Genomic DNA, 15926 nt, shown 5'->3' on the forward strand with positions numbered 1-15926 from the left:
GGAAAAGCCCTTTTTGCAGTGAGTGGATTTTCACTTCTGTTCCAAAAATGCGACCGAAGCCATATCGATTGCGCGCAGTAAGTTTTGATTCGGAATCGAGTGACGGACTGCACCACGCGTTTGTCAACCGCGGTGGCCGGCGATGAGTGTCATCATCTACGGGCTCGCGGCGATTATCCTGCTGATGATGGGCGTCGGGCTCTACGTCGCCAAGAAGATCAAAGGCGACAGCGTCAACTACATCATCGCCGGCCGGGGGCTGATACTGCCACTGGCCGCGGCGACGCTGATGGCGCAGTCGCTCGACGCCAACGCGACGCTCGGCAACACCGACCTCACGGCGTCGTTTGGCTTCTGGGCGGGGGCGGCGCTCCCCATCGGCCTCGCGCTGTGTCTGTTCATCACCGGGCTGTTCTTCGCGAAGCCAATGAACCGGATGGACCTCATCACGCTGCCAGACTTCTTCCGACGGAAGTACGGGCGGGCGGTCGAGCTACTCGCGAGCGCGATCATGGTGGTGAGCTACGCCTTCCTGCTGGCCGGGAACCTGGTCGCGGGGGGGTTCCTGTTCCAGATATTCGTCGGGACGAGCTACACGACCGGCGTCGTACTCATCGCGGCCATCATCTTCACCTACACCATCGCCGGCGGGCTGTTCGCGGTGGCCTACACCGACGTGATTCAGGCCTTCGTGGCGCTGGTCGGCTCGGTCGCGCTCATCGTCTTCGTCGCGGCCAACTACGGCATCACCATCCCCGAGGGGATGGGCCCGACGGCGCTGGGCCAGCTCACCGACCCCTCGAAAGGCGCCTACGTCAACCTCGCGACGATAGCCGCCCTGGGGCTCGGTGACATCGTGGCCATCGACTTCATGGAGCGGGTGTTCGCGGCCGACAGCCCGGAGACCGCACAGAAAGCCTGCTTCATCGGGAGTCTCGGGACCCTCGTCATCGGCATCCCCTTCTCCATCGTCGCGCTGTCCTCCGGGGCGATTCTCAGCTCGCTGGGCGTGGACCCGGGCAGTCAGGCGGTGCTGTACGTCCTGTTGCAGGAGGCCGTCCCGCCGTGGCTCGCGGCGCTCGTGCTGGCGGGCATCGTGGCGGCCTCCTTCTCGACCGGCGACGGGGCCATCCTGGGCACGTCCTCGGTCATCGCCCGCAACATGGTCGGCATCCGCATCGACGAGAGCGAAACCGCCGAGCGGTCCGAGTCGGTCGCCACCGACGGCGGTGGCCTGCTGGGCCACGATAGCGACAAGCTGCTCAAGGTCACCCGGCTGATGGCGATTCCCATCACGGTGCTGGGCATCTTCTTCGCCCTTCGGGTCCCCGCGACCGGGATGTTACTGGTGCTGGCGTTCGATATCATGTTCGCCGGCGCGCTCGTCCCGCTCGCGCTCGGTATCTACTGGCCGGACGTCTCCACCACGCCCGCCGCGCTGGCGTCGATGGTCAGCGGGAGCCTGACCCGTCTCGGCTTCTTCGTGCTGATTCCGGTCACGTACGGCTACGAGAACAGCCTGCTGTACATCCGGAACGACGTCTTCACCGCGGCCTTCGACGGCATCCCGACGTTCATCGCGCCGACGGTGGCCCTCGTCGTGTTCCTGGCCGTCGGGTTCGCCACGAAAGACAGCTACGGCGTCCGGACGCTCGACAGACAGGGTCAGCGGACCATCGTCGCCGGCGGCGACGACGAGGAGTGAACTGTTAAACGCTAGTCGCCGATAATTGGACGTTCTAAACCTAGCTTCCGATCCAGTCCTGCATTTCGGCTACGAGAGGGAAAATTGCTTTGCATCGGGACATTGTATAGAGGACTGGATGAAAGCCTCGACGCCGTCACAGCCACGCGGGTGGTTCGAGCCGTGACGCCAGCCCCGATACGAATGAAGCGGAAAGTCCAGCAGCTCGGCTCCTCGACGCTCGCGGTGACCGTCCCGGCCGACTGGGCGCGCCACCACGAGATCGAGAAGGGCGACGAACTCATCGTCCAGCGCGACGAGAACGGCGGTTCGCTGTTGCTGGTGCCCGAGCAACCGACCATCGAAGACGTGGAAGCGACCGTCGACGCGGACGCGCTGACGCCCGACGCCCTCGAACGAGCCATCGTCACACAGTACGTCCTGGGGCGCCAGCTCATCCGCATCGAGGCCACGACCCCGCTGAGCCTCGAACACCGCAACGCCGTACTGGCCGCCGAGAGTCGGCTGATGGGACTGGGCATCGTCGAACAGGCCGAAACCACGGTCACCGTTCGCTGTTCGGTCGCGCCGGGCGATTTCAACCTCCCGACGCTGCTCGGCCGACTCAGCCGAACTGAGGCGATGATACGCTCGGAGGCGGTGGGGGCGCTCGTCGACGGGAACGTCGAGGCCGCCAGTCGGGTCAGCGACCGCAGCGAGCAGGTCGAGAAGCTGTTCTACCTGTTCCTTCGGCTGGTGTTTGCCACCTATCGGAACCCGCGGCTCAACAGCGCCGTCGGACTGGAGACCGGCTTCCCGCTCATCGGCTACCGCTCGGTCGCACAGGACATCGTGTTGATGGCCGACGCCGCGACCGAGATCGCGACGCTCGTGGCCGACAGGGACGGCACGGCCCCCGACGAGACGACGGCAGCGAAGCTCCGGACGCTCGGTGACGCCCTCGACAGCGCCGCCAGTGCCACCAGAACCGCCGTCACCACGCCGGATTACGAGACCACCGAAGAGGCCCGGACCGCGTTCGCGCTGGTCGACGAACACGTCGCGGCGCTGAACGACCACCTGGCCGCCGAGCGGCCCGAGCCGCTGTTGACACTCCAGCGAACGGTCGTCCTGCTCGAACGCAGCGCCCGACACGCCCGTGACAGCCTCTCGGTCGCGACGCATCTGGCCTTCCGCGACGACCCCGACCTCGTGACGAGCGAGTGAGTCGGGTTCCCGTTTTCGACACGCCGACGGTGAGCGACAGCCAATGGGGTAGTCCTAGAACACCTAGAGGAGGGTCGAACGGTACATGCCTACGCATGGTCATCGGAGTGGGTATTACACATCCGAAGGAACGCTTTTCAGTTTCACGCGGGCATCCAGTATTGTCGCGATAATCGGGCGAAACGCGCCCTGAACGCGGTAGAAATCACACAAACCATGACCGACGACCGAAACGGCGACGACATCTACGGCGAGAAGCACAAGGAAGCGAACGAACCGATATTCAGCGGGATTCCGACGTTCCTCAAACTGCCCGAAGTCGAGCGGGACGAACTCGACGAGGAGAACGTCGACATCGGGATTCTCGGGGCGCCACTGGACACGGCGACGACCATCCGTCCGGGCACCCGATACGGCCCGCGAGCGGTCCGAGCGGCCTCGACGGTCCCCTCGCCGCCCTACGAGCACTTCAACATCGAGACGGGCGTCGACCCCTTCGACACCTTCAGCGTCGCCGACACCGGTGACGCGGCCGTCTCGCCCGGTGACACGCGACAGAGCCAGCTCAACATCGAAGACGCCGTCTACGAGGTCAGCGAGCAGGCGACGCCCATCGTCATCGGCGGCGACCACTCCATCTCCTATCCGGATATCAAAGGGTGGGCCGAGGCCAACGGCTACGAGGACGTGGGCCTGATCCACTTCGACTGTCACGCGGACACCGGCGACGAGGGACTGACCGGCTTCGAGTACGACCACGGCGCGTGGGTCAAGCGGGTGTTCGACGACGGGCTCGTCGCGGGCGAGAACTACACCCTCATCGGTCCCCGCGGCTTCTGGCCCGGCCCGGACATCTACGAGGAGATGCGCGAAGCCGGGATGAAGTGGTACACCGCTATGGAGGTCGCCGGCATGGCCCTCGACGACATCGTCGCCGACGCCGTCCAGCGCGCGACCGACGGCACCGACGCGGTCTGGGTCTCCTTCGACGTGGACGTGATGGAGCCCGCCTACGCGCCGGGGACCGGCGAACCGGAGCCCGGCGGACTGGTTCCCCGGGAGGCCATCTACATGGTCCGGGAAGTCGTCAAGGCGCTCGACCCGGCGGACTTCGGCTTCGACGTTGTCGAGGTCTCGCCCGCCTACGACGTGAGCGACACGAACTCCTACAACGGCGGTATCACCAGCGGCTTCGCCAACCGGCTCATCATCGAGGTCATGGGCAGCATGGCGCTGGCCGAGAAGGGGCTCGAATCGGGCGACCCCATCAAGCCAAAGGAGCCACTCGGCCCCAGCGACGCCGCCGAGACGCCGGCCGACGACTGAGACGCCGATTTCCGTGTGGGCCGACCGGGGACCGCTGTCTTGCCACTGCGACGGCCCAGCAGGCTGTCGTCCGGCCCCGACAGGCCCGTTCGTATCACGACCCTTATCCGTCGACAGGTCCGTATCTCGGATATGGAAATCGTCCCGGACACGAGCGTGGTCATCGACGGCCGCGTGTCCACACAGATTGCAGCCGACGCCGACCCCGACAGCGAGGTCGACGGCATGGGCTTTGCGGGCGCGACGGTCGTCGTCCCCGAGGCGGTCGTCGGCGAACTCGAAGCACAGGCCAACGACGGCCGTGACACCGGCTGGGAAGGGCTCGAAGAGCTCCAGGCGCTCATCACGCTGGCCGACGAGGGCACTATCGACGTGGAGTACGTCGGCCGCCGGCCCGACGCCGTCGAGAAGCGCGACGCCGGCGAGGGCGAGATCGACGCGCTCATCCGCGATATCGCCGGCGACCGGGGCGCGACGCTGGTCACGAGCGACGACGTCCAGGCCGAGGTCGCCCGGTCGAAAGGCCTCGATGTGGAGTACATCGAGCCGCGGGGCCGCGCGGTCGACCGCCTCGAAATCGAGAACTTCTTCGACGAGGGGACGATGAGCGTCCACCTCAAGGTCGGGGTCAGCCCCTACGCCAAGAAGGGCTCTATCGGCGACATGCACTACCAGCCCATCCGGGACGAGCCGGCGACGGAGGCGGAGCTTCGGGGCTACGCCGACGAGATAGTCGACGCCGCCCGTGACTCGCCCGACGGCTTTCTCGAACTGGACGAGCCGGGGATGAGCATCGTCCAGTTTCGCGACCTGCGAATCGCCATCGCCCGCCCGCCGTTCTCGGACGCCCGGGAGATTACCGCGGTGCGGCCCATCGTCAAGACCGAACTGGACGACTACGACCACGCCGACGAGCTCCGCCAGCGCTTCACGGAACACCAGCGGGGCGTCCTCATCGCCGGCTCGCCCGGCGCCGGGAAGTCCACGTTCGCACAGGCGGTCGGCGAGTTCCTCGTCGATTCGGACTACTCCGTCAAGACGATGGAGAAGCCGCGGGACCTGCAGGTCGGCCCCGAGATAACCCAGTACACCGCGCTGGGCGGGTCGATGGAGAAGACCGCCGACTCGCTGCTGATGGTCCGGCCCGACTACACCATCTACGACGAGGTCCGCAAGACCGACGACTTCGAGGTCTTTGCCGACATGCGGCTGGCCGGCGTCGGGATGGTCGGCGTCGTCCACGCGACGCGGGCCGTCGACGCCCTCCAGCGGCTCATCGGCCGCGTCGAGCTCGGATTGATACCACAGATAGTCGACACCGTCGTCTACATCGAGGCCGGTGAAGTCCACACCGTCTACGACGTCAAGACCGAGGTGAAGGTCCCGCAGGGCCTGATGGAGGAGGACCTCGCGCGCCCGGTCATCATGGTCCGGGACTTCGAGACCGGCCAGCCCGAGTTCGAGATCTACACGTTCAACCGTCAGGTCGTCACCGTCCCGCTCAACGAGGACGAGGACGAACAGGACTCGGGCGTCGACCGCCTCGCGAAACAGGAGGTCGAGCGCGAGATTCGCTCCATCGCCCGCGGTCACGTGGACGTGGAACTGCGCGGCCCCAACAACGCCGTCGTCTGGGTCGAGGAAGACGACATCCCGCAGGTCATCGGCAAGGGCGGCGGTCGCATCACCGACGTGGAGAACCGACTGGGCATCGACATCGACGTGCGGACCCTCGACGAGAAACCCACGGGGCCGTCGGGCGGCCCGCAGAAAGACAGCGGCGGCGGACAGGGCGAAATCGTCCAGCCGGAGGTCACGTCCCGGCACGTGATGATTCCGCTCGACGGGCACGCGGGCGACACCGTCGAGGTGCAGGCCGACGGGGAGTACCTCTTCACCGCGACCGTCTCCCGGGGCGGCGAGATTCAGGTCTCCCGTGGCTCCGGCATCGCCGAGGAACTGGAGCGGGCCATCGACCGCGCCAGTACGATTACGGTCGTCCCGTCGTAGGGCCCAGCAGGCGCGTTTTCAGCGACGGTTTTCGGGGGAGCGGCGCGAGCACCGAGCTGCGTCTTCAGTAGTTTTACCCCGACAAACTGCTTGTATTTCCCAAGTTCGCCCGCAGATAAGTAGATACCAATAGTGTATAAGGTAATTCACAGACGTATGTCCACAGCACTTTTGTACCGGTTCGTGGTTGTCTCTCACATGGCAGTGAACGAATCACACACGATGTCGGCCGGCGTCGCCGACACCGGCTCCGCAGAGATGACCAGCGACCGCTACTGTCGACACTGCGCCGAAATCGCACTGGTGTACGACACGACCGCGAGTCGAGCGCGCTGTCGCTCCTGTGGAGAACTGGCATGAGCGCTCGCAGACGGATTCGAGCGGCGGTGCAGGCTCGGTCGAGTAACGGCTGTGGGTTCTGTGGGCAGCGGTTCGGTTGTCCGGCCTGCGGCGAGACAGGAAGCGACAGTCAGTAAGCTAATCCGAGATGGCGGCGTCGGCCTGATCGGCGGGCTGGTCGGTCAGTTCGTAGAGATTCTGTCGCGCGTCGGCAAAGTAGACGTCCTCCTCGATAACGCCGACCTCGTCGAGTCGTTCGAGCGCATAGCGGACCGTGCGCGCCGAGAGCATCGACTCCTCGACGATGCCCTTCTGGGTCAGCGGCCCGTCGTACTCCAGTACCTTGTAGACGAGCTTCGCGCTGGGCGGGAGGTCCGTGATACCCTCGCCATCGGTTTCCGTCATTAGCTGCTACGAATGTCGCCGGATGCATAAAGATTGAGGAGTGTCTTCGGCAGACGGGCGCTCGCGCGGGTTCTGTGCGGGCCGGTCCCGGAACCGCGCCCCTTTTGGTGGCGGGTGGTCGAACTGTGGGTATGGCCACGGATACGGCGGACGGAATGAGTTCCCATATGCGGGGGCTCACTGTCACGACGATAACGGCGATCGCCGGTATCGGCGCGGCGTTCGTATCGAACGCCGTCGCGAGCGGTGCGACCGATACGGTCGCGTTGCTCGTCGTTCTCGCCGCCATCTTCGCGCAGCTGCCGCTGTTACGGGGAATCGGTATCCTCGACGACGACTTCTCGGGGAAAGACTATCTCTACATCTCCTTTATGACGTTCGCGCTCTGGTTCGTCTCCTGGGGGATTCTGCTGACAGCGGGGGCCTGAACATGGCGGAGGACAGCATCGCAGTGGTCGACCTCGACCGGTGCCAGCCCGACCGCTGTAACTACGAGTGTATGAACTACTGCCCGCCCAACCGGAGCGGGAAAGAGTGCATCGTCAAGCGCGGCGACACCTACGAGGACGACGAGGAGTTCGAGGGCAAGCCCGACCAGGTCCGCATCTCCGAGGAGATCTGTCTGGGCGAGAGCTGTGGTATCTGCGTCAACAAGTGCCCCTTCGACGCCATCGAGATCATCAATCTGCCACAGGAGCTGAACGAGGAACCGGTCCATCGCTACGGCGAGAACGCCTTCGCGCTGTACGGCCTGCCCACGCCACAGGAGGGACAGGTCACCGGGATTCTCGGGCCGAACGGTATCGGGAAGACCACCGCCGTGCGCATCCTCGCCGACGAGATGGCGCCCAACCTCGGCCAGTACGGTACCGAGCCGAGCTGGGACGAGATCCTCGACGAGTACCGCGGGACCGCGCTGCAGGATTACCTCGAAGACATGCGCGACGGCGACGTGAGCGTCGCCCGCAAGCCCCAGTACGTCGACCGCATCCCCGACCAGTTCGACGGGCCGGCCCGTCAGTTGCTGGAACAGACCGACGAGCGGGGGGTCCTCGACGAGCTCGTCGACCGCACGGGTATCCGCCCGGTCGTCGACAACCACATCGACGAGCTCTCGGGCGGGGAGCTCCAGCGGGTCGCGCTCGTCGCCACCCTCGCGAGAGACGCCGACTTCTACTTCCTCGACGAGATCACGCCCTACCTCGATATCGGCCAGCGGATGACCGCCGCCCGGCTCATCCGTGAACTCGCCGAGGAAGGCGACCGCTCGATGCTCGTCGTCGAACACGACCTCGCCATTCTGGACCTGCTCGCGGACAACATCAACATGGCCTACGGGTCGCCCGGGGCGTACGGTATCATCACGCCGCCCAAGTCCACGAAGAAGGGCATCAACCAGTACCTCTCGGGCTATCTCGAGAACGAGAACATGCGCATCCGGCAGACGGAAATCGAGTTCGAGGAGCACGCGCCACGGAGCGCCTCGACGGGCGACGTGGTCATCGAGTACCCCGACCTCACCAAGTCCTACGGCGACGGCGAGTTCACCCTCGACGTCGACGCCGGGACCATCCGCGAGAGCGAAGTGCTCGGCGTGGTGGGTCCCAACGGTATCGGGAAGTCGACGTTCGCGAAGATGCTCGCCGGCCGGCTGGAGGCCACCGAGGGCAGCGTCGACGCCGACCTCGACATCGCCTACAAGCCACAGTACATCGAGATCGACCAGCCGATGCGGGTCGACGCCTTCCTCGCTTCGATTACGGACGACTTCGGCAGCTCCTACTGGACGACCGAAATCGCGGACCCGCTCCAGCTAGACGCGGTGATGGAACAGCAGCTCACCGACCTCTCCGGCGGGGAGCGCCAGCGGGTCGCCATCGCGGCCTGTCTCTCGAAGGACGCCGACCTCTACCTGCTCGACGAGCCGTCGGCCCACCTGGACGTCGAGCAGCGGGTGCTCGCGACGTCGGCGATTCGACGCTACGCCGAGAACCACGACGCGACGGCGATGGTCATCGACCACGACATCTACATGATCGACCTGCTCGCGGACCGCCTGCTCGTCTTCGACGGCGAGCCCGCAAAATCCGGCCACGCCGCCCCGCCACAGGGGATGCGCGAGGGGATGAACGAGTTCCTCACGAACCTCGATATCACCTTCCGCCGGGACGAGCGCACTTCCCGACCGCGCATCAACAAACCCGGCTCGCAGCTCGACCGGAAACAGAAGAACGCCGGCGAGTACTACTACGCGCCCGACGAGAGCTGAAACTGAGCACCGTTTCACTCGACCGAGCGGAGCGAGGGAGAGCCTTTTTCGCCCACGTTTTTCGAGGAGTGGGTCCCGCAGGCCGCGGAGCGGCCGAGGAACCCCGACGCTGAAAAAGGTGGGCGAGGACGACTACGCGCCCGACGAGAGCTGAAACTGAGCACCGTTGCACTCGACCGAGCGAAGCGAAGGAGAGCCTTTTTTCCCCACGTTACAGACGCTACAGCATGGCACGGAGCAAACGCGCGGTCGTCGCCCGGGACCTGTTCGTCGGCACGTCGAGCGTCGTGACTGCCGGACTGATAGCTGCTTCGCTCGACGGACCGACGCCGTGGCCGCTCGGAGCCTTCGCTGCCGCGTTCGGTGTCGTTCTCTGCGCAGCGGTCGACCGAAGCAACGCGGGGGTCTGGGGACTCACAGCCGGGGTATCGGGTGGTATCCTCGCGTTGGCCGCGGTGCTGTGGTGGCTCGTGCCCGACACACCGGACGGGATGTTACCACCGCTGCTGTTCGGCCTCGGCGTCGGAACGGCGGCGAACCGACTGCTGTTCGGCGTCGTCTATCCCCTGCCCGACGCACGTCGGGAGCGGGAGAACGTCGCGTAGTTACTCGGTAGCGTTCTGAAAGGGTGTGGGGAGAACACACGGGGCCGCGTCGGTATGGGGGTACCTACGCGGCGGGGTCGCTCGTATCGCCGGTTTCGGAACCGGCGACGGCATCGTCGAGCCCGTCAGCGACCTCGTCGGGGTCGAACTCCTCGTCGGGTCGGAGCTCCCGGTCGGGGGAGTCCCCCGCCTGTGTTTCGGTGACCGATTCGTCGCCCGTGACCGCGACGAAGATGTCACCGAGCTCTGCAATTCGGTCGCTTGACTGACTCGTGCTCATCGCGATTGTATCGAAACACTGGGTGAAGGTAGCTTGGCCACCTAACACGTTAGGAACGTCGCCGTCCGGCGAATCTAGAGGACGCTGCGCTGGCAGGAGCCACACAGCGACGACTCCTTGACGTCGACCTGGCGGACCGTCGGGGAGAAGTTCATCACGCAGCGCTTGTTGTCACAGTGTTCCAGCCCGAGGGTGTGGCCGATCTCGTGGACGACCTCCTTGCGAACCCGGGCGGAGAAGATGTCGCTGGCCGACTGGTTCGAGAAGCCGCCGTCCGAGGAGGTCTGGAGTCGGTACGTGGAGATGACGCTCCCGGAGCCACTGAGGTAGGCGAGTCCGAAGACGTAGTTTCGACGGCGGTAGAAGAGGTCCTTGGGAGTGATAGCGATGTTCTTGTCGCCCGAACCGACGCGGCGCGCGAGGTCGATGAACTCCTCGGCACGGTACTGGTCGCGGTCGCTGTGGTACGCACCGGCGGGGACCGACTGCGGCTCGTGCATCGAGACTTCGCAGTCGTAGGTCTCCCGGAGGCCCTCGGAGGCCTCGCGCTTGACGAGGCTCGAGACCTCGCCCACCGGTACGATGTCGACGTGCATGCGAACCCCTAAACGCCACCGGGCCATAAGTTTCCCGCCGTGACTGAGCCCGAGACAGCGCTGATAAACCGGCTGTCCGCGGTCGGTTCCGTCGTCGAGGTCGGCGTGGGGAACCGGCCGGACGTGGCCGCCGGGCTGGCCGCCCGGGGTGTCGACGTGACGGCGACCGACATCCGCGAGCGGCCGGTCCCCGAGGGGGTCAGCTTCGTCCGGGACGACGTGACCGACCCGACGCTGTCGGTGTACGAAGGGGCCGATATCGTCTTCGCCCGGCATCTCCCACCGGAGCTCCAGCGACCCGTTCGTCAGGTCGCCCGCCGCGTCGGGGCGGCCTGCTGGTTCACGACGCTCGGCGGGGACCCCCCGGTGGTGCCGGTCGAGCCCGAGCAGTTGCCGGGCGGTGTGACGCTGTACCGGACCGTCGACGGCCCGGGATAGCAAGCGGCTTGAACGAGCACACAGACGGGCGAGTATGCAAGTCGACGCTGTCGTGCTGGACATCGACGGGGTGCTCGTGGACGTGGCCGACTCCTACCGCCGGGCCATCGTCGAGTCCGTCGAACGGGTGTACGGCGACACCATCGCGAAGGGGGCGATTCAGCGGTTCAAGAACGCCGGCGGGTTCAACAACGACTGGGAGCTGACCGACGCGGCGGCGCTGTTCGTCCTCACGACCCGCGAGACGGACGTGGACGTGGCGGCTTTCACCGACGCTATCGCCGAGCAGGGGGGCGGCCTCGACGCGGCGAAAGCGGTCGTCCGTGACCGCCTCGGTGCGGACGCCGACGGCGTCTTCGCGGCGTGGGACCCCGAACGGCTCCGCGAAGTGTTCCAGACGCTGTATCTGGGCAGCGAGCTGTATCGCGAGCTGGAAGGCGGCGAACCCGCCTTCGACGCGCCGGGGTACATCAACGACGAGCCGAAGTTGGTGAGCGAGGCGACTCTCGACACCCTCCAGAAGCGCTACGCGGTCGGCGTCGTCACCGGCCGCCCGGCGGCGGAAGCCGACATCGCGATGGAGCGGGTCGGCCTGTCCGTTCCCGACGAGCATCGGTTCACGATGGACGACTGGGAGCAGGGGAAACCCCACCCACACGCGTTGCGGTCGCTGGCCGAGCGCTTCGACGCCCGACGTATCGCCTTCGCCGGCGACACGCTCGACGACATCCAGACGGCCGTCAACGCCGACGACGAGGACGACGACCGGGTGTACTACGGCATCGGCGTGCTGACCGGCGGGCTCACCGGCGAGGACGGCCGGCGGACCTACGCCAGTGCGGGCGCCAGCGCCGTCGTCGAGAGCGTCGAGGACCTGCCCGGCCTGCTGGAGTGAGCGGCGAGCAGTAGCGTCACTGGCGGCGACGCCACTGACAGACGTTGTACGTTCGGCCGTAGCGCGGCCGCTCGGGAATGTTAGAGAGACGGTTTAGGACAGACCGCGTACCCGTACGTGTAGCCACGTTCGGGCTGAAAGGTGCCGTCTGACCGTGCCGCCTACCAGAACAACGCCAGTGTCCGTACAAAAGGCCTCCGGTACCCGAGTGTGACAGCGACCGACTGACACCCGTCGCACACGGACATTGATATCTGCCCGCGTGGTAGAATTTGTCATGATTCGGAACCGAGACGCGTTCCCCGAGACCGCGCCACACGCGACCGCGCTGGCCTGCGTCGAAGCGGGTATCGAGGCCGCGCATCCGGAGCGCGTCGTCCGTGCGGCCCTCCGGTTCGACGGCGAGGCGCTCGCGGTCGGAGACGAGCGCTACGACCGCAGCGCGTACAGTTCAGTGCTGGTCCTCGGCGGCGGCAACGCGGCCGCACACGTCGCCGTGACAGTCGAAGACGTCCTCGGCGACGCCCTCGACGGCGGCGTCGTCGTCACCGACGACCCGCAGCCGACCGACGCCGTTGACGTGCTGCCGGCGGACCATCCGATTCCCAGCGAACGGGGCGTCGAGTCGACGAGCGAACTGCTCGAACGGGCGCGAGCAGTGGACGAGGGGACGCTCGTCGTCGCCGTCATCACGGGTGGCGGGAGCGCATGCATGGTGGCCCCGGCGGCGGGTATCAGCCTCGACGACGTGCAAGCGACGACCGACGCCCTGCTCGACAGCGGGGCCGATATCCACGAGATAAACGCGGTCCGGAAACACCTCTCGGCCATCAAGGGCGGCCGACTGGCACGGGCGCTCGCCCCGGCACGCGTCTCGGCGCTCGTTCTCAGCGACGTCGTCGGTGACGACCTCGACGTCGTCGCCAGCGGGCCGCTCGTCGCCGACACCACGACGTACGAGGACGCACTCGACGTGGTCGAGCGCTACGACCTCTCGGTTCCCGAGAGCGTCGGCGAGCGACTGGCGGCGGGTGCGAGGGGCGAGACCGAGGAGACGCCCGGTCCGGACGATCCCGCGTTCGAGCGCGTCAGCACGCACCTCGTCGGCACCAACATGACCGCGCTGGCGGCCGCTCGCGACGTCGCGACCGACCGAGGGTACGAGACGCTCGTGCTCTCCTCGCGGATTCGGGGCGAGGCGCGCGACGCCGCGCTGGCCCACGCCGCCGTCGCCGAGGAGGTGGTCGAGACGGGCAACCCCATCGAGCCGCCGGCAGTCGTGCTCTCGGGCGGGGAGACGACCGTCACCGTCGCCGGCGAGGGGCGGGGCGGTCCGAACCAGGAGTTCGCCCTCGCCGCCGCGCTGGACCTGCCGTCGGCGGCGGGGCTGGCAGCGGTCGACACGGACGGTATCGACGGCAACACCGACGCGGCGGGCGCGCTCGTCGACGGCGACACCGTGACCGACCGCGGGGTCGCCGAGCAGGCCCTCGACGCCAACGACGCCAACGCCTATCTGGCCGAGCGGGACGCGCTGCTGGAGACCGGACCCACGGGGACGAACGTCAACGACCTCCGCGTGCTGGTCGTCGAACCGTCCGAGTGAGGTGGGTCAAAACACCATCCCGGTGACGTTCCTGACGACGATTATCCAGACGATACTGGCGACGCCGAGCACGAGCGTCGCGAGGGTCCAGGCCCGGTAGGCGGTCGCCGTCTCCATGTCCGAGAACTCCGTGATGATCCAGAAGTACGAGTCGTTGGCGTGGCTCACAGTCATGGCGCCGGCACCGATAGCCAGCACCGCGAACACCCGCCCCAGCTCGCCCGCCAGCCCGAGCGTCCCGAGCAGCGGGTTGATGAGACTCGCCGTCGTGAGGATGGCGACCGTCGAGGAGCCAAGCGCCGTCTTGAGCGCGGCGGCGATGACGAACGCGGCGAGCAGCCCGACCCCGAGCCCGCCGAAGGCGTTGCTGACGAGGTCCTGGAAGGGGAGTTCGCCGAGGACGTTGCCGAACGCGCCGCCGGCTCCGGTGACCGCGAGAATCACGGCCGCGTTCTTCAGACCGTCGCTGACCCAGTCGTCGATTATCTCCGACCCGTAGGTCGGGACGATACCGAAGGCGACGAACGCCCCGGCCAGCAGCGCTACCGCGGGGTCGCCGACGAACAGGAGCCAGCGCTGGACCGGGCCGGTGATATACGCCGGGTCGTCAGCCGACGGGAACGCGGCGATGCTCCCGATGGCGATGAGGACGATGGGGACGATGAGCGGCGCGAAGGAGGCGCCCTTCGAGGGGAGGTCACCGTACTCGTTTTTTATCTCTTCGACGGTTCGTTCCGGGTTGGGGTCGATGTGGAAGCGTGAGGCGACCCGCTGGGCCCACTGTGCAGCGACGAACGTGACGGGGATGCTGATGACGATGCCGGCGATCATCACGAGCCCGATGTCCGCCCCGAGAATCCCGGCGGCGGCGATGGGCCCGGGCGTCGGCGGGACGAAGACGTGGGTCACGTAGAGGCCGCCAGCGAGCGCGACGGCCAGCGTCGACAGCGACAGCTTCGAGCGCTCCGCGAGCGCGCGGTTGAGCCCCGAGAGAATCACGAACCCGGAGTCACAGAACACCGGGATGCTCACCACGCTGCCGGTGACAGCCATGACCTCCTCGGTGTACTCCTCGCCGACGACGTCGAGGATGCTCTCTGCGATGACGACGGCCGCGCCCGACCGTTCGAGCACCGTCCCGATAATCGTCCCCGCGAGGATGACGATACCGATGTACGCGAGGATGTCGCCAAAGCCCTCCGTGACGAGGTTGGCGGCCGACTGCGGGCCGATGCCACCGAGCAGCGCGGTGGCGTAGGCCGCGATGAGGAGCGTCAGGAACGCGTGCAGGTCGAGCTTCGCCGTCGCGACGATGATGAAGGCGACGGCACCGACGAGCAACACGACGAGTGGAATACCTGTTAACATTTCACACACCTAGAAATACAGATACTATTCTGACACGATTGGCTCTTTCGGTGGCGTTCGCCACCCGGCGAGCGCGACGGTGGCAAACTCCTCCGGTCGCACAACGCTTATTCACGGTTCGCCCTTCGCCCCGGTATGGATATCGCGTTACTCGGCGGCACCGGCGACATCGGTGAAGGGCTCGCCCTGCGCTGGGCGGACGACACGAACCACACCGTCATCGTCGGCTCGCGTGACGCCGACAAGGCCGCGGCGAAAGCCGAGGAGTACGAGGCGGAACTGGACAGCCGCGGCCGCGAAGTCGAGATAGCCGGGCTGGCAAACGAGGACGCCACCGCTCGCGCCGACGTGGTCGTGACGGCCGTCCCGGCCTACCACCTCACGGACACCGTCGAGGCGGTCGCCGACGAGCTCGGCGACGCTATCCTCGTCTCCCCCGCCGTCGGGATGAAACGCGACGAGGACGGGTTCCACTACAACCGCCCCGGCGTCGGCAGCGTCACCCAGCTCGCCGCGAAGGCCGCCCCCGATGGGACGCCCGTCGTCGGCGCGTTCCACAACCTCGCGGCCGGCCGGCTGGCCGACCTCGAAGCGGAGCTGGAGTGGGACACCATCGTCGTCGGCGACGACAGGGACGCGAAGGCGACCGTCTCCGAACTCGCCGAGGGCATCGAGGGTCTGCGCGCGCTCGACGGCGGCCCGCTCGCCAACGCCGCCGAGGTCGAGGGGCTGACCCCGCTGCTCATCAACGTCGCCCGCCACAACGACGGCCTGCACGACCTGGGCGTGCAGTTCCGCTAGCTACCTCGGTCGTTTTTCCGGGATAGAACCGATTGTCGACAGCCAGAACGCTCGCTAGCTACTGCTGCTCAATAGAC

The 15926-nt window shown here is 66.7% G+C and carries 16 protein-coding genes; 12 read left to right on the forward strand and 4 right to left on the reverse strand.

The features are described from left to right. The first annotated feature begins 142 nt into the window (after positions 1 to 142). From NDI56_RS15025 to NDI56_RS15045, 5 genes are all read left to right on the forward strand, one after another. On the forward strand, positions 143 to 1705 hold the full coding sequence (locus tag NDI56_RS15025; protein ID WP_310920436.1) for a high affinity choline transporter 1: 1563 nt from the start codon (positions 143 to 145) through the stop codon (positions 1703 to 1705). A gap of 183 nt (positions 1706 to 1888) precedes the next feature. Beyond that, positions 1889 to 2911: an AbrB/MazE/SpoVT family DNA-binding domain-containing protein gene (locus NDI56_RS15030; protein WP_310920437.1), complete on the forward strand. Its 1023-nt coding sequence runs from the start codon at positions 1889 to 1891 to the stop codon at positions 2909 to 2911. A gap of 216 nt (positions 2912 to 3127) precedes the next feature. After that, a complete protein-coding gene (locus NDI56_RS15035) occupies positions 3128 to 4237 on the forward strand; it encodes an agmatinase family protein (protein WP_310920438.1) in 1110 nt (369 codons plus the stop codon). Between the two features lie 132 nt (positions 4238 to 4369). Then, entirely contained in the window at positions 4370 to 6247 is a 1878-nt protein-coding gene (locus NDI56_RS15040; RefSeq protein WP_310920439.1) for a PINc/VapC family ATPase, read from the forward strand. Positions 6248 to 6445: 198 nt separating this feature from the next. After that, positions 6446 to 6607 carry a hypothetical protein gene (locus NDI56_RS15045; RefSeq protein ID WP_310920440.1) on the forward strand — a complete coding sequence of 54 codons (162 nt, stop codon included), beginning with the start codon at positions 6446 to 6448 and terminating at the stop codon, positions 6605 to 6607. Positions 6608 to 6724: 117 nt separating this feature from the next. On the opposite strand, the gene NDI56_RS15050 is transcribed toward NDI56_RS15045, so the two are convergent. Further along, complete coding sequence (locus NDI56_RS15050) at positions 6725 to 6991, reverse strand: ArsR family transcriptional regulator (RefSeq protein ID WP_310920441.1); 267 nt, start codon at positions 6989 to 6991, stop codon at positions 6725 to 6727. Positions 6992 to 7122: 131 nt separating this feature from the next. Between NDI56_RS15050 and NDI56_RS15055 the strand changes: the two genes are divergently transcribed. The 3 genes from NDI56_RS15055 to NDI56_RS15065 all read left to right on the forward strand — a co-directional run bounded on the left by NDI56_RS15055 (position 7123) and on the right by NDI56_RS15065 (position 9865). Further along, positions 7123 to 7419, forward strand: coding sequence for an EMC6-like membrane protein (locus tag NDI56_RS15055; RefSeq protein ID WP_310920442.1), 297 nt, complete (start codon positions 7123 to 7125; stop codon positions 7417 to 7419). Between the two features lie 2 nt (positions 7420 to 7421). After that, on the forward strand, positions 7422 to 9260 hold the full coding sequence (locus NDI56_RS15060) for a ribosome biogenesis/translation initiation ATPase RLI (RefSeq protein ID WP_310920443.1): 1839 nt from the start codon (positions 7422 to 7424) through the stop codon (positions 9258 to 9260). A 227-nt stretch (positions 9261 to 9487) separates the two neighbouring features. After that, the gene (locus tag NDI56_RS15065) at positions 9488 to 9865 is read left to right on the forward strand and encodes a hypothetical protein (protein ID WP_310920445.1); all 378 of its coding nucleotides are present in this window, start codon (positions 9488 to 9490) and stop codon (positions 9863 to 9865) included. A gap of 64 nt (positions 9866 to 9929) precedes the next feature. Here the strand turns inward: NDI56_RS15065 and NDI56_RS15070 are convergent, their stop codons facing one another. After that, positions 9930 to 10145: a hypothetical protein gene (locus NDI56_RS15070; RefSeq protein ID WP_310920446.1), complete on the reverse strand. Its 216-nt coding sequence runs from the start codon at positions 10143 to 10145 to the stop codon at positions 9930 to 9932. Positions 10146 to 10219: 74 nt separating this feature from the next. Beyond that, entirely contained in the window at positions 10220 to 10741 is a 522-nt protein-coding gene (locus tag NDI56_RS15075) for an archaemetzincin family Zn-dependent metalloprotease (protein ID WP_310920447.1), read from the reverse strand. 39 nt (positions 10742 to 10780) lie between these two features. On the opposite strand from NDI56_RS15075, the gene NDI56_RS15080 reads away from it, so the two are divergent. The 3 genes from NDI56_RS15080 (at position 10781) to NDI56_RS15090 (ending at position 13680) form a co-directional block, all read left to right on the forward strand. Further along, a complete protein-coding gene (locus NDI56_RS15080) occupies positions 10781 to 11179 on the forward strand; it encodes a UPF0146 family protein (RefSeq protein WP_310920450.1) in 399 nt (132 codons plus the stop codon). A 34-nt stretch (positions 11180 to 11213) separates the two neighbouring features. Beyond that, positions 11214 to 12074, forward strand: coding sequence for a TIGR01548 family HAD-type hydrolase (locus NDI56_RS15085; protein ID WP_310920451.1), 861 nt, complete (start codon positions 11214 to 11216; stop codon positions 12072 to 12074). A 277-nt stretch (positions 12075 to 12351) separates the two neighbouring features. Next, positions 12352 to 13680 carry a glycerate kinase type-2 family protein gene (locus NDI56_RS15090; protein WP_310920452.1) on the forward strand — a complete coding sequence of 443 codons (1329 nt, stop codon included), beginning with the start codon at positions 12352 to 12354 and terminating at the stop codon, positions 13678 to 13680. 6 nt (positions 13681 to 13686) lie between these two features. Here the strand turns inward: NDI56_RS15090 and NDI56_RS15095 are convergent, their stop codons facing one another. Beyond that, positions 13687 to 15048, reverse strand: a complete 1362-nt coding sequence (locus NDI56_RS15095) for a GntP family permease (protein ID WP_310920454.1) — start codon at positions 15046 to 15048, stop codon at positions 13687 to 13689. A 135-nt stretch (positions 15049 to 15183) separates the two neighbouring features. On the opposite strand from NDI56_RS15095, the gene npdG reads away from it, so the two are divergent. Continuing rightward, complete coding sequence (npdG, locus tag NDI56_RS15100) at positions 15184 to 15849, forward strand: NADPH-dependent F420 reductase (protein ID WP_310920455.1); 666 nt, start codon at positions 15184 to 15186, stop codon at positions 15847 to 15849. Positions 15850 to 15926: the final 77 nt, after the last annotated feature.

It is taken from the genome of Halomicroarcula saliterrae, from assembly GCF_031624395.1.
GTDB lineage: Archaea > Halobacteriota > Halobacteria > Halobacteriales > Haloarculaceae > Haloarcula > Haloarcula saliterrae.

Coding starts and splice junctions, on each gene's coding strand:
- NDI56_RS15025 (WP_310920436.1), top strand. CDS start 143: ATGAGTGTCATCATCTACGGGCTCGCGGCGATTATCCTGCTGATGATG.
- NDI56_RS15030 (WP_310920437.1), top strand. CDS start 1,889: ATGAAGCGGAAAGTCCAGCAGCTCGGCTCCTCGACGCTCGCGGTGACC.
- NDI56_RS15035 (WP_310920438.1), top strand. CDS start 3,128: ATGACCGACGACCGAAACGGCGACGACATCTACGGCGAGAAGCACAAG.
- NDI56_RS15040 (WP_310920439.1), top strand. CDS start 4,370: ATGGAAATCGTCCCGGACACGAGCGTGGTCATCGACGGCCGCGTGTCC.
- NDI56_RS15045 (WP_310920440.1), top strand. CDS start 6,446: ATGGCAGTGAACGAATCACACACGATGTCGGCCGGCGTCGCCGACACC.
- NDI56_RS15050 (WP_310920441.1), bottom strand. CDS start 6,991: ATGACGGAAACCGATGGCGAGGGTATCACGGACCTCCCGCCCAGCGCG.
- NDI56_RS15055 (WP_310920442.1), top strand. CDS start 7,123: ATGGCCACGGATACGGCGGACGGAATGAGTTCCCATATGCGGGGGCTC.
- NDI56_RS15060 (WP_310920443.1), top strand. CDS start 7,422: ATGGCGGAGGACAGCATCGCAGTGGTCGACCTCGACCGGTGCCAGCCC.
- NDI56_RS15065 (WP_310920445.1), top strand. CDS start 9,488: ATGGCACGGAGCAAACGCGCGGTCGTCGCCCGGGACCTGTTCGTCGGC.
- NDI56_RS15070 (WP_310920446.1), bottom strand. CDS start 10,145: ATGAGCACGAGTCAGTCAAGCGACCGAATTGCAGAGCTCGGTGACATC.
- NDI56_RS15075 (WP_310920447.1), bottom strand. CDS start 10,741: ATGCACGTCGACATCGTACCGGTGGGCGAGGTCTCGAGCCTCGTCAAG.
- NDI56_RS15085 (WP_310920451.1), top strand. CDS start 11,214: ATGCAAGTCGACGCTGTCGTGCTGGACATCGACGGGGTGCTCGTGGAC.
- NDI56_RS15090 (WP_310920452.1), top strand. CDS start 12,352: ATGATTCGGAACCGAGACGCGTTCCCCGAGACCGCGCCACACGCGACC.
- NDI56_RS15095 (WP_310920454.1), bottom strand. CDS start 15,048: ATGTTAACAGGTATTCCACTCGTCGTGTTGCTCGTCGGTGCCGTCGCC.
- npdG (WP_310920455.1), top strand. CDS start 15,184: ATGGATATCGCGTTACTCGGCGGCACCGGCGACATCGGTGAAGGGCTC.